This window comes from Actibacterium ureilyticum, from assembly GCF_002285435.1.
GTDB lineage: Bacteria > Pseudomonadota > Alphaproteobacteria > Rhodobacterales > Rhodobacteraceae > Actibacterium_C > Actibacterium_C ureilyticum.
Window position 1 is genome coordinate 1 of sequence record NZ_NSBT01000039.1, and the last position, 23358, is coordinate 23358.

The following is a 23358-nucleotide window of genomic DNA, read 5'->3' on the forward strand; positions in this document are numbered from 1 at the left end:
AAACCGCTGCTCAGGGCCTATTCCATCGCCTCGCCTTCCTGGGATGAGGAGCTGGAATTCTACTCGATCAAGGTGCAAGACGGCCCGCTGACCAGCCGGTTGCAGCATATCCAGCCGGGCGATCAGATCATCCTGCGGCCCAAGCCCGTGGGGACGCTGGTCCATGACGCGCTGCTGCCGGGCAAGCGGCTGTGGCTCTTTGCCACTGGCACCGGGTTTGCGCCCTTCGCGAGCCTGCTGCGCGACCCGCAGACCTTTACCGATTATGACGAGGTGATCATCACCCACACCTGCCGCGAGGTCGGCGAGCTGGCCTATGGCGCGGCGCTGATCGACGAAATCCGCGGCGATGAGATGCTGGCCGAGCTGATCGGCGAGGGCTTCGCCGACAAGCTGCGGTACTATCCCACCACGACCCGCGAGCAGAGCCCCAAGATGGGCCGCATCACCGACCTGATGCGCGCGGGCGAGGTGTTCGCCGACCTGGGTGTCGCGCCACTGAGCCCGGAAACCGACCGCGCGATGGTCTGCGGCAACCTGGCCTTCAACCTGGAGATCAAGGAGCTGCTCGAAGGCTATGGCCTGACCGAGGGCGCCAATTCCAAGCCCGCCGAATACGTGGTCGAAAAGGCGTTTCTGGACTGACGGGCGACAGGCCAGCGGGGGCCAGCCCCCGCACCCCCGGAGTATTGCCGCCAAGAAGAAGGGGGCGGCGTTGCCCCGCGACGGGGTGTGGCCCATATTAGGCATATGCTGAAACTCGCCCCCTTCCTTTTGCTGATCCTTTACGGTGTGCTCATGTACCGGTTTTCGGCGTGGCGGACGGCGAAGATGCTGGATGCGCAATCGACCGAGCTGGCCGATCCGGTGCTGAAGCGCCTGACCGACCAGATGGCGCGGGCGCTCGACCTGCCGCGGATCAAGGTGCATATCTTCGAGATCGCGCCGGTCAACGGGCTGGCCGCGCCCGATGGGCGGATCTTCATCACGCGCGGGTTTTACGACAAGTACCAGCAGGGCGCCGTCACGGCCGAGGAACTGGCCAGCGTGATCGCGCATGAGCTGGGCCATGTCGCGCTTGGCCACAGCCGCAAACGGATGATCGACTTTTCCGGCCAGAACGCGCTGCGCACGGTGCTGATGCTGTTTCTGGGGCGGCTTCTGCCCGGGATCGGCGTCTGGCTGGCCAACCTGCTGACCACGGCGCTGGCCGCGCATCTGTCGCGCGGGGACGAGTACGAGGCCGATGCCTATGCCAGCGCCCTGCTGACGAAATCGGGCATCGGGACCGCGCCGCAGAAGTCGCTTTTCACCAAGCTCGAGGCGCTGACCCAGGGCCGTGCGGGGGCCATGCCCGCTTGGCTGCTGAGCCACCCCAAGACCGCCGCACGTATCGCCGCGATCGAGGCGAACGAGGCGCGCTGGCACTCTGCCTGATTATTTTGCGAGGCGCTGCCTCGCGCTCCGGAGTATTTCAGGAACAATGAAAGACTGATCTTCATTGCTCGACAAATACTCCGGGGGAGTCGCCCGGATGGGCGACGGGGGCAGCGCCCCCTACCCGGCCAGTGCCTTGCCCAGACGTGGCAGCCGGGCGCGTTTCAACAGCGCCCGCAGCGGCATGGTTTCCCCCGACATCCGCTGGGCCGTGGCGTGCACATCCCGCACCACGGTCTCGACCGGATCGGGCGTTGCCTGCCAGAATTCCATCAGCAGGGCATCGGGGGCCGCGCGGTCCAGCCCCTCGTCCTGCAGGGTCTTGCGCGGGAAATCCGTGGCGTTGAAGGTCAGGATCAGATCGGCGGAGCCCGCGATGGCGGCGGCCAGCACATGGATATCCGCCGGGTCGGGCAGCCACAGGCGGTCCTCCAGCCCCGGTTTCGGCGGCACCACGGCAGCGGGCCAGTTGGCGCGCAACAGGGCGATTTCGGCGCGCGCCTGTGCCTCGCCCGTGGGGCCGATCTTGCGGGCGGCGCGTGCCCATTCCTCCAGGATGCGGTCGGACCAGAGCGGGGTGTAAAGCCCCTGTGCCGCGACGCCGGTCAGGATTTCGCGCAGCACCGTGGGGTAAAGGACGCAGGCATCCAGCAGGACCTTCATGGGGCCAGCCGGAAGAACAGCGCCTTGAGGTAGCCGCTTTCGGCCAGTTGCGGCAGCATCGGGTGATCAGCGCCCGCGAACCCGGTATGCAGCAGCTGCGCCGACCGACCCGCGCGGCCGATGCCCCGGGTGCTGGCGCCGCGAAACTTTGCCAGATCGGCGGCATGCGAGCACGAGCACAGGCCCAGATATCCGCCCGGCGCCACCAGCGGCGCGGCCAGCCGTGCCACGCGTTCATAGGCGCGCAATCCGGCCTCCAACGCCTGTTTGTTCGGCGCGAAGGCGGGCGGGTCGCAGATGACCATTTCGAACTGCGCGCCCTCCTGCGCCAGCTCGGCCAGCACGTCGAACGCATCGCCGCGCCGCGTGGCGAAGCGGTCGGCCATGCCGCCGGCCTGCGCGCCCTGTTCCGCTAATTCCAGCGCGGCGGCAGAACCATCGACGGCCAGCGCCGATTGCGCCCCGCCCGCCAGCGCGGCCAGGCCGAAACCACCGACATGGGAAAACACATCCAGCACCCGCGCGCCCCGGGCCAGCCGGGCGGCGAAGGCGTGGTTGGGCCGCTGGTCGTAAAAGAGGCCGGTTTTCTGCCCCCCCAGAAGATCGGCCATATAGGTCGCGCCATTCATCGGCACGGGCACAGGGCCATCCAGCGCACCGGTCAGCAATGCGGTGTCTTCGTCCAGCCCCTCCAACACGCGGGCGCGGCCGGTGGCGTTTTTGATCACCGTGGTCACACCGGTCACGTCCTGCAACGCTTGCGCCAGCGGCTCCAGCAACACATCGGCCCAGGCCGCGTTGGGCTGGATCACCGCCGCATCGCCGAAGCGGTCGATGACCACGCCGGGCAGCCCGTCGGCCTCGGCATGGATCAGGCGATAGAAGGGCGCGTCGAACAGCTGCTCGCGCAGGGACAGCGCGGCGCGCAGCCGGGCGGCCAGCCAATTGGCATCGATACGCGCGGCGGGGTCGCGGTCCAGCATCCGGCAGATGATCCGCGAATTGGGGTTCACCGTGACCACGCCCATCGGGCTGCGCGCGTCGTCTTCCAACAGCGCCACCGTGCCGGGCGCCAGCGCCTTGGTCCGGCGGTCGGTCACCAGTTCGTTGGCATAGACCCACGGGAAACCATGGCGGATGGCGCGGGCATTGGCCTTGGGGCGCAGGCGGACGGTGGGGATATCGGAATGCGTCATGCCCGCCCTGTTACCCGCTTGACCACGCCTGCGAAAGGGGTTTCGCCGGGGTTTGCAATCCGGCCCCCGACATGTCACGCTGCAGGGGAGCGCGCCAGATATTTTTCCCTGCCCCTGTTTACATTGTTAGCGCTAACAGATACATCGCCCCCAAGACACCGCTCCTGAAGCCGAGGCCGCCATGTCGCTCCACCCCGTTGTTGCAGAGGTCACTGACCGGATCGTCACGCGTTCGCGCGAAAGCCGGGGGCTGTACCTGGACAAGATCCACCGCGCCGCCGATCAGGGCCCGGCGCGGGCGCATCTGACCTGCGGCAACCAGGCCCATGCCTATGCCGCGATGGGCGATGACAAGGACACGCTGGCCGCCGGACGCGCGCCCAATCTGGGGATTGTCACCGCGTATAATGACATGCTGTCGGCGCATCAGCCGTTCGAGCGTTTCCCGCAACTGATCAAGGACGCGGCACGCGCGGCCGGGGCCACCGCACAGGTGGCCGGTGGCGTGCCGGCCATGTGCGATGGCGTCACGCAGGGCCAAACCGGAATGGAGCTGTCGCTCTTTTCCCGTGACGTCATCGCACTGTCCGCCGGGGTGGCGCTGAGCCACAACACTTTTGACGCCGCGATCTTCCTGGGGGTCTGCGACAAGATCGTGCCGGGGCTGGTGATCGCGGCGGCCAGTTTCGGGCATATCCCGGCGGTGTTCCTGCCCGCGGGGCCGATGACCAGCGGGTTGCCCAATGACGAAAAAGCCAAGGTGCGCCAGCAATTCGCCACCGGAGAGGTCGGGCGCGACGAGCTGATGGCGGCGGAAATGGCCAGCTATCACGGGCCGGGCACCTGTACCTTCTATGGCACCGCCAATTCCAACCAGATGCTGATGGAATTCATGGGCCTGCACCTGCCGGGCGCCAGCTTCGTCAACCCGGGCACGCCGCTGCGCGATGCGCTGACCGTGGCGGGCGCCGAACGGGCGCTGGCGATCACCGGCGCGGGCAATGATTTCCGGCCTGCGGGCCATGTGCTGGACGAAAAAGCCTTCGTCAACGGGATCGTCGGGCTGATGGCGACGGGCGGGTCCACGAACCTGATCCTGCACCTGCCCGCCATGGCCCGGGCGGCGGGCGTTCAGCTGGATATCGACGATTTCGCGGCACTGTCCGAGGTCACACCGCTGATGGCCAAGGTCTATCCCAACGGGCTGGCCGACGTGAACCATTTCCACGCCGCCGGGGGCCTGGGCTATATGATTGGCGAGTTGCTCGACGCCGGCCTGCTGCATCCCGATACCGTCACGATCGCGGGCGACGGGCTGGCGCGCTACACCGAGGAACCCAAGCTGAAAGACGGTGTGCTTCAGTGGGAGAAAACCGATGGCCAGACCCGCAACGACAAGATCCTGCGCCCCGCCACCGATCCGTTTCTGCCCATCGGCGGGCTGAAAAGCCTGTCGGGCAATCTGGGCCGTGGGGTGATCAAGGTCTCTGCCGTCGCGCCCGAACGCCATGTGATCGAGGCACCCGCGCGGGTTTTCCACGATCAGGACAGCGTCAAGGCCGCGTTCAAGGCCGGTGAATTCACCTCCGATTGCGTGGTCGTCGTGCGGTTCCAGGGGCCGCGCGCCAATGGCATGCCCGAACTGCACGGGCTGACCCCCACCCTGTCGGTGCTGCAGGATCGCGGGCTGCGCGTCGCGCTGGTCACCGATGGCCGCATGTCGGGCGCCAGCGGCAAGGTGCCCGCCGCGATCCATGTCAGCCCCGAAGCCGCCGAGGGCGGACCGCTGGCCCGTCTGCGCGATGGCGATATCGTGCGGCTGGACGCCACTGCCGGAACGCTGACGGTTCTGGCCGAGGATTTCGAAGCCCGCACGCCTGTCGTGGCCGATCTGAGCGCCAACAACGATGGGCTGGGCCGCGAGATGTTCGATATGTTCCGCAACACCGTCGGCCCCGCGACCAGCGGCGCCGCGGTCGTGATCTGAGGGGGCCACCATGACACCGCAAGAGGCGAGCCTAAAATCCGCCGAAATCTGCCAGCTGGCGCCGGTCATCCCGGTGCTGGTCGTCCATGACGCGGCCCATGCCGCACCGCTGGCTGCCGCACTGGTCGCAGGCGGCCTGCCCGCGTTAGAGGTCACCTTGCGCACCCCCGCCGCGCTGGACGTGATCCGCGAGATGGCCACCGTCGCGGGTGGGGTCGTGGGCGCGGGCACCCTGCTGACGCCCGCCGATGTGGCGGCGGCGAAAGCGGCCGGCGCGAAGTTCGGCGTGTCGCCCGGCGCGACCGACCGTCTGCTGGACGCCTGCGAAGAGGCCGACCTGCCGCTTTTGCCCGGCGCCGCCACGGCGACCGAGGCGATGCGCCTGCTGGAGCGCGGCTATACCGTTCAGAAATTCTTCCCGGCCGAGGCCTCGGGCGGCGCCCCCGCGCTGAAAGCCATCGGCGCGCCCATCCCGCAGGTCCGGTTCTGCCCCACGGGCGGCGTCAGCCTGAAGAACGCCGCCGATTATCTGGGGCTGTCGAACACGCTGTGTGTCGGCGGCTCGTGGGTCGCGCCGCAAGCGATGGTCGAGGCCGGGGATTGGGACGGCATCACCGCCCTGGCGGCCGAAGCCGCCGCCCTGCCCCGCAGCTGATGATCGACCGGATCGATCATCTGGTTCTGACCGTGCGGGACATCGACGCGGCACAGGCATTCTATGCCCGCGTGCTGGGGATGGAGCCTGTTACCTTTGCCGGAACCCGCAAGGCGCTGCGGTTCGGGGATCAGAAGATCAACCTGCAAACACTCGGTCAGGAAACCCGCAACCACGCCTGTATCGGCGCGGGCGATCTGTGCCTTGTCACTCGCTGGAACCCCGACCGCGTCATCGCCCATCTGCGCGCCGAAAGGGTCGAGATTGTCGAGGGGCCGGTCGCCAAATCCGGTGCATTGGGGCCGATCACATCGGTCTATTTCAACGATCCCGATGGCAATCTCATTGAGGTCAGCAGCTATCCCTGATCCGCCAGAAGACGGCGGTAATCGGCAATCCCGGCCCTGTCGAACGCCGCGATAGCGGCGCGGCGGATCGGATTTTCCGTCTCTGTGTCAGGGACATGCGGCAAAGACTTCAACCGCGCGACATGATCCGCGCCCAGCCCATGCGCCTGCGCGCCCGCAATCACCAGCGCCAGATACCAGTCGAACGGGCGCAGCGCGGCATCCCGCTGCCGCGCGACATAGGTCGCGGCGATGCTATCGCCATCGGCCATCCGCACCGCGAACTCGGCATGAAAGACATAGCCATTGGGGTGACCCGCCCCCTCGGCCGCGTGCAAGGCAGGTTGGTCGGCCAGATCAATCCGATAAAGCACGCCCGGCACCGCCGCCCCCGGCGCGGGGTGCAGCGTGGCCTTGCCGGACCCGTCGCGGCCGGGCTTGGTGAACTCCAACCTATGATCGGGCGCCAGCGCGGGGCCGACCACCCGCGCACTGGGGCAGCGCGCCTGCAACCGCGCGGGCAACAGGTTCGAGCCATAGGCGAAGTACAGGAAACACACCCGCCTAGCGGTCCTGCCGCGCGCGGCTGCCCCCGCGACGGCGCGGCGCGGCAGCGGCATCCAGCCCCGCGCGCAGCACCGCCGTCATCGGGTGATCCGGCGCATCGCCCCCGTATTGCGTCAGCAAGGCGTCGATCGGGCCGCGCGTATCGGCCCCCGCCGGCAGGCTGAGCGCCCAGTCCAGAAAGATCGACCGGCATTCGCCTTCCGTGATGCCGTCGATGCGATAGCTTTCGCGGATCAGACCCTTGGGGTCGGCTGGGGTGTTTTCAGTCATCGGTGGCCTCTGTCTGTGGCGGGCGCATGGGCGCAAGCACGCTGTCGATGGTCTGTGCCGCATCGCGGGCGGCCTGTGCAAGGGTCTGTTGCAGGGTTTCGGTCGTGGCGCAGCCCGTGGCGCGCAACAGAAATTCCAGCCCCGCCTGCCCGATCTGGTCGATTTTCAGGGGGCTGTCGCTGATCAGGCGCACGGCGACCTGCAACCGGCGGAACAGGCGATAGCTGTCGGTCAGCACCCGCGCCTGTTCGCTGTCCAGCACCCCCGCCGCCACACCGGCCGCCAGCTGTCCGGCCACGTCATGGGCGGGCGCGGCCGCGATCAGGGCGGCGGCCTGGGCGATCAGCTCGATATCCTGCGCCCGGCCTGGACCCAGCTTGCCGTCCCAGACATCACGGGCGGGTTTGGCCTCGGCCAGACGCGCGCGCATGTCGATCACACCGGCCAGCACCTGTTCGGGGTCACCCTTTTCCTGCAACAGCACCTGCCGGAAGGCGTCGATGACATGGCCCAGCTCGGCCTCGCCCGCGACGGCCCGCGCGCGGGTCAGCGCCAGATGCTCCCAGGTCCAGGCCTCTTCGCGCTGATAAAGCCGGAAGGCCTCGAGCGAGGTGGCGACCGGCCCCTGATTGCCCGAAGGCCGAAGCCGCATGTCGACTTCGTAAAGCTTGCCCTCGGCCATCGGCGCGCTCAGCGCGGTGACCAGCGCCTGGGTCAGGCGCGCGTAATAGGCCCGCGCCGCCAGCGGGCGCTTGCCATCCGATGCCTCGACCCCCGCAGGGTCATAGATGACGATCAGGTCCAGATCCGACCCCGCGCTGAGCTGCCCCGCCCCAAGCGATCCCATGGCCAGCACCGTCGCGCCCGTGCCCGGCGGGTCCCCGTGTTTCAGCGCGAACTGCGCCACCACCACGGGCCAGACCGCCCCCACCACCGCCTGCGCCAGATCCGCATATTGCGCGGCGGCATCCGCGGGCGACAGCAGGTCGCGCAACAGGTGCACGCCGATGCGGAACCGCCATTCCTTGGCCCAGCGGCGGGCGGTGTCCAGCTGCCCCTCGTAATCGTCCAGCGTGGCCATGCGTTCGGCCAGATCGGCCTGCAACGCCGCCGCACCGGGCCAGGGCACGAAGAAATCCCCGCCGATCACCGCATCCAGCACGGCGGAATTGCGCGACAGGTATTGCGCCAGCGACGGTGACACGGCGGCGATATCGACGATCAGATCGACAAGCTGCGGGTTCGACTGGAAGAGCGAGAAAAGCTGCACCCCCGCCGGCAGCCCCTTGAGGAACCCGTCGAAGGACGCCACGGCCTCCTCGGGCCGGCCGGCGGCCATCAGACGGCGCAGCAGGTCGGGTTTCAGCCGATCAAAAATCTCGACCGCGCGGGCCGAGCGCAGCGCGGGATAGGTCCGCCAGCGCGCGGTGATGCGGCTGATTTCCTCGGGCAGGTCGCTGACCGGTTTCGTCCCGGCATCGGGCGGGGCAAAGAACCCCTCGGCCAGGCCCGCCACCCGGTCCAGCCGCTCGGTCAGTTCGGCGCGCAGCCGGTCGGTGTCGCCCTGCCCCATGAACCGCGCCAGCCGGTCGAAGCCCTCGGGCGTGGCGGGCAGCGCGTGGGTTTGCGCATCGTTGATCATCTGCAACCGGTGCTCGACCTCTCGGTGCGCGCGGTAATCGGTGGCCAGCTGGTCGGCCACGTCCGGCGGCACCCAGCCCTTGTCGGCCAGCCGCGCCAGCCCGTCGACCGTGCCGCGCACCCGCAACTCGGGATCGCGGCCACCGGCGATGATCTGGCGGGTCTGGGTGAAGAACTCGATTTCACGGATGCCACCCCGGCCCAGTTTCAGGTCGTGGCCGTCCAGCACCGGCTGGCCGTGCAGGCGCTTGTGGTCACGAATGCGCAGGCGCATGTCATGGGCATCCTCGATCGCGGCGAAATCCAGATGCTTGCGCCAGATGAACGGCGTCAGCCGTTGCAGATACGCCGCCCCCGCGTCCAGATCGCCCGCACAGGGCCGCGCCTTGATATGCGCCGCGCGCTCCCACGTGCGGCCGACGCTTTCGTAATACCGCTCGGCCGCCTCCATCGCCACGCAGACCGGGGTGACACTGGCATCCGGGCGAAGGCGCAGATCTGTGCGAAAGACATAGCCATCCCCCGTCAGATCCGACATCAGCGCGGCCATCTTGCGCGTCACGCGGATGAAACTGGCGCGCGCGTCATACAGGTCGTCGCGGTCGAAGCGGCTGTCATCATAGAGGCAAATCAGGTCGATATCGCTGGAATAGTTCAGCTCATACGCCCCGCCCTTGCCCATCGCCAGCGCCACCATCCCGCCCGCGCGGTCGATATCGTCCATCGTGACACCGGGCAGTTTCCGGCGTGCGATTTCCTGCCCGACCAACTGGCGCAGACAGGCATCGACGGCGGTATCGGCGCAATCGGTCAGCGCGCGCGTCACCTGTTCCAGCGCCCAGACCCCGCCCAGATCGGCCAGCGCCACGTAAAGCGCCATGCGCCGCTTGGCGATCCGCAGCCCGGGCTTAAGCGCCTCGCCCTCCAGCGCGCGGATATCGGCCAGCAGATCCGGCATGACCGCGGCGGGATCGGCGTGCAATGCCGCCTCCAGCCAGTCGGCCTCTTTCTCCATCGAGGTTTTCAGATAGGGGCTGCACCCCGCCGTGCCGATCAACAGGCCGCGCAGTTCGGGCGCCAGCCCGGCGAACCGGTCGTCCAGTTCGGCCCCGCGTTCGGGGTCAAAGGCGATGGGGCTGCGCGTCAGACGGGATGCAAAACTCATGCCCGATTGATGGCCTGCGGATCGGGTGGGGTCAACGGCCTTGCCTTCCGGCCCCGGCGCGGGAATAGTCCGCCCCAAGCAACCCAAAGGACACCGCGTGAGCAAAAGCATGAAACGGGTGCGCGCCGCATTGGACGCCGCCGGGATCACCGCCCAGATTGTCGAGGTCGGCACCGCCCGCACCGCGCAGGAGGCCGCCGAGGCCGCAGGCTGCCATCTGGACCAGATCGCAAAATCCATCATCTTCCGGGCCGAGGCCACGGACGAGGCGGTCCTGTTCCTGACCGCGGGCGGCAACAAGGTCTGCGCCGACAAGGCCAACGCGCTGGCCGACAGCCCTCTGGGCAAGGCCGATGCCGCCCTGATCCGCGCCCAGACCGGGTTTGCCATCGGCGGCGTGTCCCCCATCGGCCACCTGTCGCCCATCCGCGCCTGGATCGACCCGCGCCTGCTGGAATTCGATGTGGTCTGGGCCGCCGCCGGCACCCCGCGCCACATCTTTCCCATCGACCCGCAGCGCCTGCCGCCGCTGACCGGCGCGGAACCGGCCGATTTCACGCTCTAGGCTGTGAAAAACGGCCCCTGCCGCGGAAATGTGAAATTCTTTTACATCCACCCTTGAACCCGGCCGGTGCAATCCCGATCTATGATATGTGAAAGACATTCACATAAACGCAACCTGATCGGAGACTTCAATGACATCAGTCGCCACCTGGCCCTCTCAGGCCGAATCCTGGCTGGATCAGCGCGGCAAGGGCGCGTGGATCGCCGCCACGGTCCTGAGCTTCATCCTGTTCTGGCCGCTTGGCCTGGCCCTTCTGGCATACATGATCTGGGGGAAACGCATGTTCGGAAAATGCGCACACCGCAACACCAACCACTGGCACCGCGCCCACGGCTTCAAATCCTCGGGCAACAGCGCCTTTGACGCCTACAAGGCCGATACGCTGCGCCGGTTGCAGGAGGAACAGGAAAGCTTCGAAGCCTTTCTGGAGCGCCTGCGCGAGGCCAAGGACAAGTCGGAATTCGACCAATTCCTGGAAGAACGCGCCCGCAAGGCGCAGGACGACACGCCATCCGACGCCTGAGACCGCCGATAACGGGGCGCCCGCAAGGGGCGCCCTTTTCCCCTGCCCCAACGCTGCCTATATCATCCCCATGACACCCAGCATCACCGGATTGCCGGACCCGTATTACAACGCCGAATTCTATGCCGACACGCCGGTCAAGCGGCTGTTGGCCTGGGGGGTCGATACCGGCCTGATCCTGCTGCTCAGCCTGGTGGCGATTCCCTTCACGGCCTTTACCGCGCTGTTCTTCCTGCCGTTGCTGGTGACGGCGGTGGGCTTCGTCTATCGCGTGGTGACGCTGGCCAACAGCTCGGCCACACCGGGCATGCGGCTGATGTCGATCGAGGTGCGCACCCTGGGCGGCACCCGCCTGGATCTGGCGCGCGCCTTCATGCACACGCTGCTTTACTATGTGTTTTTCTGGACCTTCGTACTGCAGATGGCCTCGATCATCCTGATGCTGACCGGCGCCCGGCGCCAGGCGCTGCACGATCTGGTCCTGGGCACGGCGGTGATCAACCGCGCCGCCGGGGATCGATAACCAACCGCGAACCAAGGGCTTGGCGCATCGCCCCGGCTTTGCTAGCGTGGTGACAACAGGCATGGAACCCCGGATCATATGCGCCACACGCTCCCCATCGCTCCGCAATTCTACGTGACGGCTCCGCAGCCCTGTCCGTACCTCGAAGGCCGGATGGAGCGGAAGCTGTTCACCGCGCTGCAGGGCGACTATGCCGAAACGCTGAATGACGCGCTGTCGGCGCAGGGGTTCCGGCGCTCGCAGAATGTGCTCTACCGCCCGTCCTGCGCCGATTGCACCGCCTGCCTGTCGGCCCGCATCCGGGTGGCCGATTTCGAGCCCTCGCGCGGGCAGCGCAAGATCATCCGCCGCAATGCGGGCCTGAAACGCCAGGCCACATCGCCCTGGGCGACCGAGGATCAGTATGCCCTGTTCCGCCGGTATCTGGACGACCGCCATTCCGATGGCGGCATGGCGGATATGGATATCTTCGAATTCGCGGCGATGGTCGAGGAAACGCCGGTCCGCTCGCGCGTGGTCGAATACACCTCTGACCGCAGCAATGGCCAGCGCCTGCGCGATCTGGCCGCCGTCTGCCTGACCGATGTGCTGGGCGACGGGCTGTCGATGGTCTATTCCTTCTATGATCCCGATTACGTGCGCGACAGCCTGGGCACCTATATGATCCTCGACCATGTCGAAATCGCGCGCGAGGCCGGGTTGCCTTACGTCTATCTGGGCTATTGGGTGCCGGGCAGCCCCAAGATGGGCTACAAGGCCAATTTCTCGGCGCTCGAGATCTACAAGAACGGCAGCTGGCAGGATATCGGCGCGCCCGAGGATCACACCGGCGAAACTCACCCCCTGTCGGTCGATCCCATCGCCGAACAGGTGGCCCGCATCTCATTGCCCGACACCCGCGCCAAACGGGGCTGAGCCGTGGCGTTCATCTCGGCGGTGGCGCTGGTCGTCCCCGATTACGATGCCGCCATCGCGTTCTATGTCGGCACGCTGGGCTTCGATCTGATCTGCGACATCCCCCAGGACGGCAAGCGCTGGGTGCTTGTGGCCCCGCCCGGTGCCACCGAATGTCGCCTGTTGCTGGCGCGTGCGGTAACGGGTGACCAACGCGCCACCATCGGCAACCAGACCGGCGGGCGCGTGGGGTTCTTCCTGACCACCGACGATTTCGCGCGCGACCACGCCGCCATGCTGGCCGCCGGCGTCACGTTCGAGGAACCCCCGCGCGTTGAGCCCTATGGCATTGTCGCGGTCTGGCGCGACCCGTTCGGCAACCGCTGGGATCTGCTGCAACCGGCCTGATCCGTGCATCGGCGTACGTTTCCAGCCTAGCTGCCGCTTTGCGGACGGAGCGGTCATTGGCTTGCAGCCGCGTGGTGCCCGACCGCGGGTGGGCGTCGATCCGGTTGAGCGGTGCGCTTTATGGTGCAAAACACGTCTTCGCTCAAAGGTCGGCGCGCCGGTGAAAGGCGCCCGCCCGGGGGGCGGTCGGGCGCCGCGCGGCGGGGCTGACGCCCCTTGATCCCGCGCAAAAGCGCGTATGACCTTTGTCCGGTACCGGCTCAAACCGGACGTTCGCGGCAGTGGCACAAACTTCTAGATGGTCGTGTGCGGGACCGCTACACAAGCACGGGCCATATGCGCTCGGTTCCCGCTCGAGCGGGGCTGCCCAAGCAGCACCGCGAGACAAAACAGCAAAGCCGCGCCCGAAAGCGCGGCTTTTCATTTGATCAGTTGGGCAACAGGTTCGGCACGATCGTCACGATGGACGGGATGAACCACAATATCGCCAGCCCCACCACCTGGATCAGCACGAAGGGCACGATCCCGCGATAGATATGGCCCGTTGTCACCTCGGGCGGGGCCACCCCGCGCAGATAGAACAGCGCAAAGCCGAAGGGCGGCGTCAGGAAGCTGGTCTGCAGGTTCACCGCGATCATGATCGTCACCCATTTGGGATCGAACGTGCCGCCATAGATGACCGGCCCGACGATCGGGATTACGATATAGATGATCTCGAGGAAATCGAGTACGAAGCCCAGCACGAAAAGCACCAGCATCACGATCAAGAACACCTTCAACTCGCTGTCGAAGCTGCGCAGGAATTGCTGGATGTAATGCTCACCCCCAAACGAGATCACCACCAGGTTCAGCAATTGCGACCCGATCAGGATGGTGAACACCATCGACGTGACCTTGGCCGTTTCCCGCACCACCGGCGGCAGGACACCCGACCGCCACAGCACGAAACAGCTGTAGAAGACGCCGAAGATCACGAACAGATAGGCCGCCTGCGCCACCACATAGGCGATGTAATCCTCGGCCGGGACGTTGCCGCGGCCCAGGCGCAGGTCGAAATTGGTGCCCACGAGGATCATGATCACCAGCGCAAAGGCCGACCACAGGATCAGCTTGGCAGAGCGGTTTTCCTCCTGCAGCTTGCGGAAGGCGGCCAGCATGATCGCCCCACCGGCCCCCAGCGCGGCGGCGGGGGTCGGGTTGGTGATCCCGCCCAGGATCGAGCCCAGCACCGCCACGATCAGCACCAGCGGCGGAAAGACCACGCGCAACAGCTCGTTCTGGCCCAGCCGCGCCACCGCGTGACGGCAGCCGTAAAGCACCAGCGCCAGCGGCAGGATCATCCACAGGAAGCTGACGCCCGAACTGGTATCGGCGCGGATGAACAGCGCATCGATGACCAGCGCCAGAACGACGCCCCCCGCCCCGACCAGCAGCGGCCCGGCCGGCGCCGACGGCGCCACACCGCGTGCCGTGGTCAAGACAAGCGCCAGCAGCAGGAAACAGGTCGCGATATAGCTCGACACCGGTGCCGCGCCCGCGACCTTGGCCGCGCGGGCGGCGGCGATCTCTTCGGGGCTCAGCCGGGTGCTGGCCTGCGCCCCGCCCGCGGCATCGATCGCCTCCTGCTCGGCCACCGCATCGTCCCAGGCCTGTTGCCCGTGCAGGTCGATCATCGATGCCTGGCATTGTTCGGACACGTTGGTCCGCAGCGCCGCGGCCTGCGAGGCGTCGGAATAGCTGTCGACGGTGATGTTCTGGTTGCCCACCAGCCCCACCTGCATCGCCAGCACCAGCGCCGCGATCAGCCCCAGCGGCGCGAACAGGAACCAGGTCAGCCCCTCGCCCCGGGTGATGACCTCGCCCGTGCGATCCTCGCTGTGGATCGGGGGCGCCTTGTGCGGCCGCAGCATCGCATAGCCAAAGGCATAAAGCCCGTAAAGCAGCGCCAGCATGATCCCCGGCAGCAGCGCCGCTTGGAACAGCGTGCCCACCGACACCACCGCCGCCTCGCCCAGATAGGTCAGCGCATCGGTGCAGCCCGCAAGCTGCGCGCGCGTTTCCTGTGCCGCCGAATACAGATCCCCCGCCAGCGTGCCCAGCAGCACGATCACGATGGAGGGCGGGATGATCTGGCCCAGCGTGCCGCTGGCCGCGATCACGCCCGTGGCCAGTTCCGGCGAATAATTGTTGCGCAGCATGGTGGGCAGGCTCAGCAGGCCCATCGTCACCACGGTCGCACCAACGATCCCGGTCGATGCCGCCAGGAACGCGCCCACGACCACCACCGACACGGCCAGACCGCCGGGCAGCGGGCCAAAGACGCGCGCCATCGTGGTCAGCAGGTCATTGGCGATCTTCGAGCGTTCAAGCGTGATGCCCATCAGCACGAACATCAGCACCGCCAGCAGGGTCTCGATCGACTGCCCGGCCAGAACGCGTTCGTTCATCCGGTTGACGATGAAGCTGATATTGCTGTTCATCGCCTGTTGCCAGCCGCCTTCGAAGACATGCTCGGCCACCCGTGGCAATTCGGGATATCGGAAGGTCGATATGCTTTCGGGATGCACCCCCTGCGCCACCAGCGCGCGGAATGCCTCCGACCCTGTATCCACCGCCTGGTGAACCAACAGCCCCGCACTGTCCAGCGCGGCGATGATCGCAAAGGAAATCACCCCCGCGCCGCCAATGGCAAAGGCCACCGGGAAGCCGGAAAGAATACCCCCGAAGAGGCAGAGAAAAACGATGATCAGGCCGATTTCGACGCCATCAAGACCGAAAAACATGCGTGTCTGCCCCTGAGATTAATGCGTGCCTTCGAAGGCTTCTTCACCTTCACCCAGCGTGTCTTTGTCCAGATAACGGCCTTCCGACCCCTCGCCCTCGATCAGTTCCAGGTACGAGCGATAGAAGAACGCGATGGCCTGCAGGAAAATCATGCCGGCATAGAAGACCAGCAGCACCTTGAACAGGAAATAGGCGTTGAACCCGTTGGGCGAGAAGCCGATGGTTTCCACGTTCCAGCGCAGGGCACGGGATTTCATCAACAACCGCTCCAGCGTGTCGCTGGCCGACGGGTTGGGCACCACAAGATTGCGCCACATGAAATACCAGCCATACATCCAGGTCAGCACCGCGACCGGCATCATGAAGATCAGGCAGCCCACCATGTCGATCACGCGCTTGGTGCGATAGGACACCGCCGAATAGACCAGATCGACCCGCACATGCCCGCCCTGCACGAAGGTATAGGTCGCGCAAAGCGCCACGATCAGCGCGTTATAGAATTTCAGCCCCTCGGACCACCAGCTGATGTCGAACACCGCCAGCGTGCCCAGCCCGATCCCCATCTCGGACGCCGCAAAGATCCGCTGCACGAAGACGATGACGAATTGCTGCAGCACCATCACCAGCCCGGCCCAGGCCACGAAGCGGCCGACCGAATTGGCGAACCCTTCCAACAGCCGCACCGTGCCCCACAGGATCCCGTTGCGCCAGATCCCCAGACCGGTCAGCACCAGAAACGCGGTGAAGACCACGAAGAAGAATTCGACCGAGCCGCCGTAATAGATGAAGCGCATCAGCGCTTCCTTGTTCGCCCAGTCCAGCCAAAGCTGCGGATGGGTCAGCGCATATCCCAGATTGTAGAAGGCCATGCCGATATTCTGGACCAGCCACCAAAGGCCCTGCCCCAGCTCGACGAATGCGCCCGCGCCGCTTTGCTCTTCCATGGTTCCCCCCGAAGGCCCGTTCCGGTCATGCCATCCCCAACCGGGGCGCATGACCGATGCAAAGACGGGCCCCCCGCCGAAACGGGGCGCCCGAAAGTTCGCTCAATCGCGCTGGATCAGCCGCGCACCCGGTCGCGCTGCGCGCGATAGGCCACCGACGATTGCGCGATCCATTCCGACGAGGTTGCCATCGACGCGAAGTAGTCGTCGTGAATCGACTTGAACAGGTCGTCGCCCATGAACTCTTCATAGACCTTGCCGCTGGCTTCGCCGAACGCGTCCCAGACGCTGTCGGGGAATTCCAGGATCTTGACGCCGCCCGCCGACAGACGCTTGAGCGCATCGGCGTTGTTCATCAGGTATTGCGCCAGGTTCCAGACATTGGCGTGACCGGCCGAGATCTCGATCGCCTTCTGCTGGGCGGGGGTCAGGTCGTTGAACACGTCCAGGTTCACCGCGACCGACAGACCGGCGGCGGGTTCGTGGAAGCCGGCGGTATAGTAGAACTTGGTGATCTCCTGGAAGCCCACCTTCTCGTCCGACCAGGGGCCGACCCATTCGGTGCCGTCGATGGCGCCCGATGCCAGCGCCTGATAGATCTCGCCGCCCGGCAGGTTCTGCACCGACACGCCCAGATAACCCAGCGCCTTGCCGCCCAGGCCCGGCATGCGGAATTTCAGACCCTGCAGATCCTCGGGGCCGTTGATTTCCTTGCGGAACCAGCCACCGGCCTGCGAACCGGTGTTCCCGGCCAGGAAGGATTTCAGGCCAAAGATCTCGCCCAGCTCATGGTGACGTTCCATGCCGCCACCGTGATAGTACCAGTTGTTCAGCTCTTGCGCGGTCATGCCGAAGGGCACGCCGGTGAAGAAGGCAAACGCCGGATGCTGGTTGACGAAGTAATAATCGGCGGCGTGATACATGTCCGCCTGTCCCGAAGACACCGCATCGAAGCTTTCGAACGCACCGACCAGCTCGCCGGAATGCTTGACCTCGACCTCGAGCATGCCGTCCGAGATGGCGTTGATGTTCTCGGCGGTCTTGTCCGCGGCATCGGCCAGACCGGCAAAGCCGCGCGGCCAGGATGTCACCATGGTCAGCTTGCGCTTGCCCTGGGCATAGGCCGGCGCGGCCAGCGTGGTTGCAGCCGCTGCCGTTCCGCCAAGTGCAGAATTCTTCAGAAATGAACGACGATCCATATTGGTCCTCCCGTAACAAAGCCCGGCGCAGGCCGGGCGGATCGTTGATTGTTCGGGCACCGTATCCATCTGGGCCAGACGAGAAAATACCGGATTTTACGTAGACTGCGTATTTTTTGACAAAGCCCCCCGCCGGTTACGCCTGTTTTTCGCCAATCTTGTCTGTATGCTGCGGGATCAGAGGAATTCAGTTGACGACCGGCCGACCGGGCCGCTCCGGAATCATCCATGCGCAAACGGCTTTGGCCCGTCGGGGGCCTGAAATACGGACAGAAGCTTTTCCTGTGGGCCTCGCTGCCGCTGGTGCTGGCGGTGGCGGCCATTGCCGTGCTGGTGGCGCATCAGTCCCGGCAATTGTCCCAGCGCGAGATCGCCGCGCTGGAGGCACAGATGATCCTGGCCAAGCAGGCCGAGCTGAAGAACTATATCACCATCGCGCGCAAGGCGTTCTTCAACATCTATGGCCGCGCCGCCCCCGATGACGCCGAGGCAAAGCTGCGCGTGACGCAGATCCTGGCGGCGATGCTTTACGGGCAGGACGGGTATTTCTTCGTCTATGACTATGACGGCAACAACCTGGTCAGCCCGCGCCAGACCGAGTTCATCAACCGCAACTGGCTGGGCCTGACCGATTCGCAGGGCGTGCCGGTGGTCGACGAACTGCTGGAGATCGCGCGCACCGGCGGCGGCTATCACACCTATATGTGGACCAAGCCCTCGACCGGGGAAACCGAACAGATGGTGTCCTATGTCATCGGGTTGCAGGACTGGCGGTGGGCCGTGGGGACCGGCATCTTCATCGACGATGTGCGCCGCACCGTCGCCGCCACCCGCGCCGCGACCGAAGAACGCATCCGCCGCACATTTCTGTGGATCGGGGCGATCACGCTGGTGGCGCTGCTGGGGGTGTTCCTGTCGGGCGTTCTGCTGAACCTGCGCGAAAGACGGCTGGCCGATGCCAAGCTCAAGGCCCTGACCCAGCGCATCTTCGACACCCAGGAGGAAGAGCGCGGCCGCGTCGCGCGCGAGTTGCATGACAGCATCAGCCAGATCCTGGTGGGCGTGCGGTACAAGCTGGAACTGGCCCGGCGGCGGATGGAAAACGGCAGCGCGGGCGCGCAGGACGACCTGGACACCGGCATCTCGGGCCTGAACGGCGCCATACAGGAGGTCCGCCGCATCAGCCGCGACCTGCGCCCCGGCGTGCTGGACGATCTGGGGCTTGGCCCGGCGCTGCGGGTGCTGACCGAGGAATTCCAGAACCGCACCGGCATCGCGGCCGAGTTCGAGACCGTGGTGTTCCGCAACCGTCTGGACAACGAGGCCAAGAGCGCCCTTTACCGCATCGCGCAAGAGGCGCTGACCAATATCGAACGCCATTCAGGCGCCACGCAGGTCACGCTGAAGGTGCGCGGCGACGAACACGGCGCGGTGCTGCGGATCGACGACAATGGCCGCGGGCTGGCCGCCGCGGCCGAAGATGGCGGCCCCGGCGGGGGTCTGGGCCTGCGCAACATGCAGGAACGGATCGAACAGCTGAACGGCACGCTGCGGGTCCTGTCGTCGCGCAACGGTACGTTGATCGAGGCCCGCGTGCCGCTGGCCCATATGCTGTCCCCGGAAGAAAAGACAAAGGCAAGCGCATGACCACACCCATCCGTGTCGTGATCGTCGATGACCACCCGATGGTGGCCGAAGGCATTCAGGCGATCCTGGAAACCTATGACGACCTGAATGTGGTGGCCGCGCTGTCCAACGGCCAGGAGATCGTCGATCAGGTCGACACGCTGGCGCCCGATGTGATCCTGCTGGATCTGAACATGCCCAATGTGAACGGGCTGACCGCGACCGAGATGATCCTGGAACGCCGCCCCGACACGCGCATCCTGATCCTGTCGATGCATGACAGCACCGAATACATCAACTCCGCGCTCAGCCACGGCGCGCGGGGCTATATCCTGAAAGACGTGCCCACGGACGAGATCCGCGCCGCGATCCTGACGGTGATGGCGGGCCGGCAATACCTGTGCACCGGCGCGACATCGGCGCTGGAAACCAAGCCCGGCGGGATGCGCGACCAGCTGACCAACCGCGAACAGACGATCCTGCTGCAACTGGCGCAGGGCAGATCGAACAAAGAGGTCGCGGCGGCGCTGAACATCTCGGTCCGGACGGTCGAAACCCACCGCAAGAACATCAAGACCAAGCTGGGCATCAGCTCTACCGCCGGGCTGACGCGCTATGCGATGGAACACGGGGTGTTGCAGGGCACCGGCAGCCGGATCTGAGCCCGCGGGACAAGCTTGCGGTAGGGTGGGGTTTCACCCCACCTGCGCAGCGGGTCCGGCGTGGTGGGGTGAAACCCCACCCTACCCCCCCCGATCAGCGCGGCGCGCGCTCAGGCGTCGGGATTGGCCAGAGATTCCAGGATCGGGCAATCGGGGCGGCTGTCACCGGCACAGGATTTGACCAGCCCCGTCAGCGTGGCGCGCATTTCCGACAGATCCGCGATCTTCTGTTCGATCCGGTCCAGGTGGTGCAGCGCGATATCCCGCACCTCGGCGCTGGTGCGGTGTTCATCCTCGTAAAGCTGCATCAGGGCGCGGCAATCCTCGATGCTGAACCCCAGCGCCCGCGCCCGGCCCAGAAAGGCCAGCTTGTGCAGATCGCTGTCGCTGAACGCGCGATAGCCATTGGCGCTGCGCGCCGGGGTGATCAGGCCGATATCCTCGTAATACCGGATCGTCTTGGCGGGCAGGCCCGCGCGTTCCGCCACATCGCCGATATTCATGCCGCCCCCTGTTCCGCCGTTGCGGGCACCCAGCCCGATGCCTGTTGCGCCGCCTTGCCGCCGCCCGCGCGCCGCAGCCGCAGCGCGTTGGTCACCACGAAGACCGACGACAGCGCCATCGCGCCGCCCGCCAGCATCGGCGACAGCAGCGGCCCGCCGAACAGGTGCAACGCCCCCGCCGCCACCGGGATCAGCGCGACGTTATAGGCGAATGCCCAGAACAGGTTCTGCCGGATATTGCGCATCGTGGCGCGGCTGATGTCGTATGCCGTCAGCGTGCCCGCCAGATCGCCGGTCATCAGCACGATATCGGCAGCCTCGATCGCCACATCGGTGCCGGTGCCGATCGCGATGCCGGTATCGGCCTCGGCCAATGCGGGCGCATCGTTGATGCCGTCGCCCACGAAGATCACCGGGCCATGGGCCGTGCGCAGCCGCTTGACCGCCTCGGCCTTGTCGCCGGGCAGCACCTCGGCCTCGATGGCGTCGATGCCGATCTGTTGGCCGATCCGGGCGGCGGTCTCGGCGGTGTCGCCGGTGATCATCGCCACCTGCACGCCTTGGTCGCGGAAGCCCGCGATGACCGCCTCGGCCCCCGGTTTCACCCGGTCGGCCACGCCCAGCACGGCCACGGCGCGGCCATCCTCGGCCACGTAAACCGGCGTTTCGCCCCGCGCGGCAATCGCGTGGCCCGCATCGGACACCGGTGCCAGGTCGATGCCCGCGCCCGTCAGGTGCCGCGCCGATCCGGCCCGAATTTCGTGCCCGTCCACCATGCCCTGCAACCCGTGGCCGGGGGTGATCTGCACCTCGCTGGCCTGCGGGATGCCCGCGCCCTTGTCGCGCGCGGCCGCCACGATGGCCCGCCCCACAGGATGTTCCGAGGCGCTTTCCAACCCCGCCAGCCGCGCCAGAACGGCGTCGGCTTCGCCGGGCGCAACGGCCTCGAAACTGGCCAGAACCGGCTGGCCCATGGTCAGGGTCCCGGTCTTGTCAAAGGCGATGACGGCGGCCTTTTGCATCTGCTGCAATGCCTCGCCCTTGCGGAAGAGCACGCCCAGTTCCGCCGCACGCCCCGTGCCCACCATGATCGAGGTCGGCGTCGCCAGCCCCATGGCACAGGGACAGGCCACGATCAGCACCGACACGCCCGCCACCAGCGCCAGGCGCGGATCGGGGCCGAAGACCAGCCAGACCAGCACGGTGGCCAGCGCCACGGCGATCACCACCGGCACGAAAACGGAAGTGATCCGGTCCAGCAGCGCCTGGATCGGCAGCTTGGCCGCCTGGGCGGTTTCGACCATGCGGATGATCTGCGACAGGACGGTGTCGCCCCCCACGGCAGTCGCGCGCAGGCGCAGCGCGCCCTGCCCGTTCACCGTGCCGCCGATCACCTTGGCACCCGCATCCTTGGCCACCGGCATCGGTTCGCCCGTGATCATGCTTTCGTCGACGTAAGATGTCCCCTCGACCACCGTGCCGTCGACCGCGATCCGCTCGCCGGGGCGCAGTTGGATGATGTCGCCGGTCACGATCTCGTCCAGCGGGCGTTCGGCAAATGTGCCATTGCGTTCGACCATGGCCGTGGCGGGTTGCAACCGGACCAGCGCCGCGATGGCCGCGCCGGTGCGGCCCTTGGCGCGCGCCTCCAGCCACCGGCCCACCAGGATCAGCGCGGCGACCACGGCGGCGGCCTCATAGTAAACCTGCGCGGTGCCCGCGGGAAACAGCCCCGGCACCAGCAGCACCAGCGTGGAATAGGACCAGGCGGCCAAAGTGCCCAAAGCGACCAGCGAATTCATCTCGGGCGATCCGCGCAGCAGCGCCGGGATCCCCTTGCGATAGAACACCCGCCCCGGCCCGGCCAGCAGCGCGGTGGTCAGCACCCCCTGGATCAGCCAGCTTGCCTTGTGCCCGATGGTGCGCCCGATCAGCTCGGCCATGCCGGGCACCAGATGCGCGCCCATCGCCAGCACGAAGACCGGCAGCGCCAGCACCACCGCCCACAGCGTCGACCGGCGCAGCGTGGAAATCTCGGCCGCATGGGCGTCCTCGACCGCCTCGGGCGGCGTGTCACCGGCCGGTTGGGCGTCATAGCCGCCCGCCGTCAGTGCCGCCGCCAGATCGGCCAACCGCTGCGTACCCGACAACCAGCGCACCTGCGCCGTCTTGCCCGCCAGGTTGGCGGTGGCCGACACCACGCCCGGCTGCGCCAGCAGGATCTTTTCGATCTTCGCCACGCAGGAGCCGCAATTCATCCCCTGCACCGCCAGCTTGCCCTCGGCCATCGCGGCGGGATAGCCCGCGCCGTCCAGCGCCTCGGCCAGTGCCCCCGCCGATGCGCCATCGGCAATCTGCACCTGCGCCTTCTGGCTGGCCAGGTTCAGACTGACCTCGCTGACACCCGGCACCGCCTGAAGCGCCTTTTGCGCGCGCCCCACACAGGACGCGCAGGACAGACCGGTCACGGGAAACGACAACATCTGGGTCATGGCAGACTCCTTTGGATGGCTTGTTGCCCCTGACATAGGGCTTCCAGCAACAGGAAGGTCAACAGGGCGAAGATAGTCTTTTTGACAAGCAAGACAAATGCCAGGCCGCGCGGGAAACCGGGCCGGGATCGGGAATGTCTGGTAATCGGATGGGATTGTGGCGGAGAGACAGGGATTCGAACCCTGGAGACAGTTTCCTGCCTACACACTTTCCAGGCGTGCGCCTTCGACCACTCGGCCACCTCTCCGTGAGGACTGCTCCTACGCAAATCCGCTGCGGGACGCAAGGGCTGTCTGCGCGCGCCGG

The 23358-nt window shown here is 66.6% G+C and carries 22 protein-coding genes and 1 tRNA gene; 12 read left to right on the top strand and 11 right to left on the bottom strand.

Annotated features, from left to right (window positions below; translation table 11 throughout):
• Positions 1-645, top strand: a 645-nt coding sequence (locus tag CLM60_RS19525) for a ferredoxin--NADP reductase (RefSeq protein ID WP_095590799.1), incomplete at its 5' end; no start/stop codon positions are given.
• Positions 646-750: 105 nt separating this feature from the next.
• Positions 751-1437: a M48 family metallopeptidase gene (locus CLM60_RS19530; protein WP_095590840.1), complete on the top strand. Its 687-nt coding sequence runs from the start codon at positions 751-753 to the stop codon at positions 1435-1437.
• Between the two features lie 120 nt (positions 1438-1557).
• Here CLM60_RS19530 and CLM60_RS19535 read toward each other — a convergent pair whose 3' ends face one another.
• Positions 1558-2100, bottom strand: a complete 543-nt coding sequence (locus tag CLM60_RS19535) for an RSP_2648 family PIN domain-containing protein (RefSeq protein ID WP_095590841.1) — start codon at positions 2098-2100, stop codon at positions 1558-1560.
• Complete coding sequence (locus CLM60_RS19540) at positions 2097-3296, bottom strand: RSP_2647 family RNA methyltransferase (RefSeq protein WP_095590842.1); 1200 nt, start codon at positions 3294-3296, stop codon at positions 2097-2099. Before CLM60_RS19540 ends, CLM60_RS19535 begins: the two co-directional genes overlap by 4 nt.
• 181 nt (positions 3297-3477) lie before the next feature.
• On the opposite strand from CLM60_RS19540, the gene edd reads away from it, so the two are divergent.
• The 3 genes from edd to CLM60_RS19555 are packed head-to-tail and all read left to right on the top strand — an operon-like array spanning position 3478 to position 6306.
• Complete coding sequence (edd, locus tag CLM60_RS19545) at positions 3478-5283, top strand: phosphogluconate dehydratase (protein WP_095590843.1); 1806 nt, start codon at positions 3478-3480, stop codon at positions 5281-5283.
• Positions 5284-5293: 10 nt separating this feature from the next.
• Positions 5294-5938, top strand: coding sequence for a bifunctional 4-hydroxy-2-oxoglutarate aldolase/2-dehydro-3-deoxy-phosphogluconate aldolase (eda, locus tag CLM60_RS19550; RefSeq protein WP_095590844.1), 645 nt, complete (start codon positions 5294-5296; stop codon positions 5936-5938).
• Complete coding sequence (locus CLM60_RS19555) at positions 5938-6306, top strand: VOC family protein (protein ID WP_095590845.1); 369 nt, start codon at positions 5938-5940, stop codon at positions 6304-6306. The genes eda and CLM60_RS19555 overlap by 1 nt, the downstream gene beginning before the upstream one ends.
• Here CLM60_RS19555 and CLM60_RS19560 read toward each other — a convergent pair.
• From CLM60_RS19560 to CLM60_RS19570, 3 genes are read right to left on the bottom strand one after another with little or no spacing between them, the layout of a single operon-like run.
• Positions 6297-6845, bottom strand: a complete 549-nt coding sequence (locus CLM60_RS19560) for a gamma-glutamylcyclotransferase family protein (protein WP_176473938.1) — start codon at positions 6843-6845, stop codon at positions 6297-6299. The two genes, CLM60_RS19555 and CLM60_RS19560, sit on opposite strands and share 10 nt — an antisense overlap.
• 4 nt (positions 6846-6849) lie before the next feature.
• A complete protein-coding gene (locus tag CLM60_RS19565; RefSeq protein ID WP_095590847.1) occupies positions 6850-7122 on the bottom strand; it encodes a hypothetical protein in 273 nt (90 codons plus the stop codon).
• Positions 7115-9928 carry a bifunctional [glutamate--ammonia ligase]-adenylyl-L-tyrosine phosphorylase/[glutamate--ammonia-ligase] adenylyltransferase gene (locus tag CLM60_RS19570; RefSeq protein ID WP_095590848.1) on the bottom strand — a complete coding sequence of 938 codons (2814 nt, stop codon included), beginning with the start codon at positions 9926-9928 and terminating at the stop codon, positions 7115-7117. Before CLM60_RS19570 ends, CLM60_RS19565 begins: the two co-directional genes overlap by 8 nt.
• Before the next feature lie 97 nt (positions 9929-10025).
• Between CLM60_RS19570 and CLM60_RS19575 the strand changes: the two genes are divergently transcribed.
• The 5 genes from CLM60_RS19575 (at position 10026) to CLM60_RS19595 (ending at position 12841) form a co-directional block, all read left to right on the top strand.
• On the top strand, positions 10026-10493 hold the full coding sequence (locus tag CLM60_RS19575) for a YbaK/EbsC family protein (protein WP_095590849.1): 468 nt from the start codon (positions 10026-10028) through the stop codon (positions 10491-10493).
• 130 nt (positions 10494-10623) lie between these two features.
• A complete protein-coding gene (locus tag CLM60_RS19580; RefSeq protein ID WP_095590850.1) occupies positions 10624-11016 on the top strand; it encodes a DUF2852 domain-containing protein in 393 nt (130 codons plus the stop codon).
• A 70-nt stretch (positions 11017-11086) separates the two neighbouring features.
• Positions 11087-11539, top strand: coding sequence for an RDD family protein (locus CLM60_RS19585; protein WP_095590851.1), 453 nt, complete (start codon positions 11087-11089; stop codon positions 11537-11539).
• Positions 11540-11617: 78 nt separating this feature from the next.
• Entirely contained in the window at positions 11618-12454 is an 837-nt protein-coding gene (locus CLM60_RS19590; RefSeq protein WP_095590852.1) for an arginyltransferase, read from the top strand.
• Between the two features lie 3 nt (positions 12455-12457).
• On the top strand, positions 12458-12841 hold the full coding sequence (locus CLM60_RS19595; RefSeq protein WP_095590853.1) for a VOC family protein: 384 nt from the start codon (positions 12458-12460) through the stop codon (positions 12839-12841).
• A 428-nt stretch (positions 12842-13269) separates the two neighbouring features.
• On the opposite strand, the gene CLM60_RS19600 is transcribed toward CLM60_RS19595, so the two are convergent.
• The 3 genes from CLM60_RS19600 to CLM60_RS19610 all read right to left on the bottom strand — a co-directional run bounded on the left by CLM60_RS19600 (position 13270) and on the right by CLM60_RS19610 (position 17768).
• The gene (locus tag CLM60_RS19600; protein ID WP_095590854.1) at positions 13270-15624 is read right to left on the bottom strand and encodes a TRAP transporter large permease; all 2355 of its coding nucleotides are present in this window, start codon (positions 15622-15624) and stop codon (positions 13270-13272) included.
• An 18-nt stretch (positions 15625-15642) separates the two neighbouring features.
• Positions 15643-16569, bottom strand: coding sequence for a TRAP transporter small permease subunit (locus CLM60_RS19605; RefSeq protein WP_095590855.1), 927 nt, complete (start codon positions 16567-16569; stop codon positions 15643-15645).
• Between the two features lie 116 nt (positions 16570-16685).
• Entirely contained in the window at positions 16686-17768 is a 1083-nt protein-coding gene (locus CLM60_RS19610) for a TRAP transporter substrate-binding protein (RefSeq protein WP_095590856.1), read from the bottom strand.
• Positions 17769-17996: 228 nt separating this feature from the next.
• On the opposite strand from CLM60_RS19610, the gene CLM60_RS19615 reads away from it, so the two are divergent.
• Together CLM60_RS19615 and CLM60_RS19620 are read left to right on the top strand one after the other, a co-directional pair.
• Complete coding sequence (locus CLM60_RS19615; RefSeq protein WP_095590857.1) at positions 17997-19415, top strand: cache domain-containing protein; 1419 nt, start codon at positions 17997-17999, stop codon at positions 19413-19415.
• Positions 19412-20056, top strand: a complete 645-nt coding sequence (locus CLM60_RS19620) for a response regulator transcription factor (protein ID WP_095590858.1) — start codon at positions 19412-19414, stop codon at positions 20054-20056. The genes CLM60_RS19615 and CLM60_RS19620 overlap by 4 nt, the downstream gene beginning before the upstream one ends.
• Positions 20057-20166: 110 nt before the next feature.
• Here CLM60_RS19620 and cueR read toward each other — a convergent pair whose 3' ends face one another.
• The 3 genes from cueR to CLM60_RS19635 all read right to left on the bottom strand — a co-directional run bounded on the left by cueR (position 20167) and on the right by CLM60_RS19635 (position 23299).
• Positions 20167-20559, bottom strand: a complete 393-nt coding sequence (cueR, locus tag CLM60_RS19625; protein ID WP_095590859.1) for a Cu(I)-responsive transcriptional regulator — start codon at positions 20557-20559, stop codon at positions 20167-20169.
• A complete protein-coding gene (locus CLM60_RS19630) occupies positions 20556-23051 on the bottom strand; it encodes a heavy metal translocating P-type ATPase (RefSeq protein WP_095590860.1) in 2496 nt (831 codons plus the stop codon). Before CLM60_RS19630 ends, cueR begins: the two co-directional genes overlap by 4 nt.
• 158 nt (positions 23052-23209) lie before the next feature.
• Positions 23210-23299, bottom strand: a tRNA-Ser gene (locus tag CLM60_RS19635).
• Positions 23300-23358: the final 59 nt, after the last annotated feature.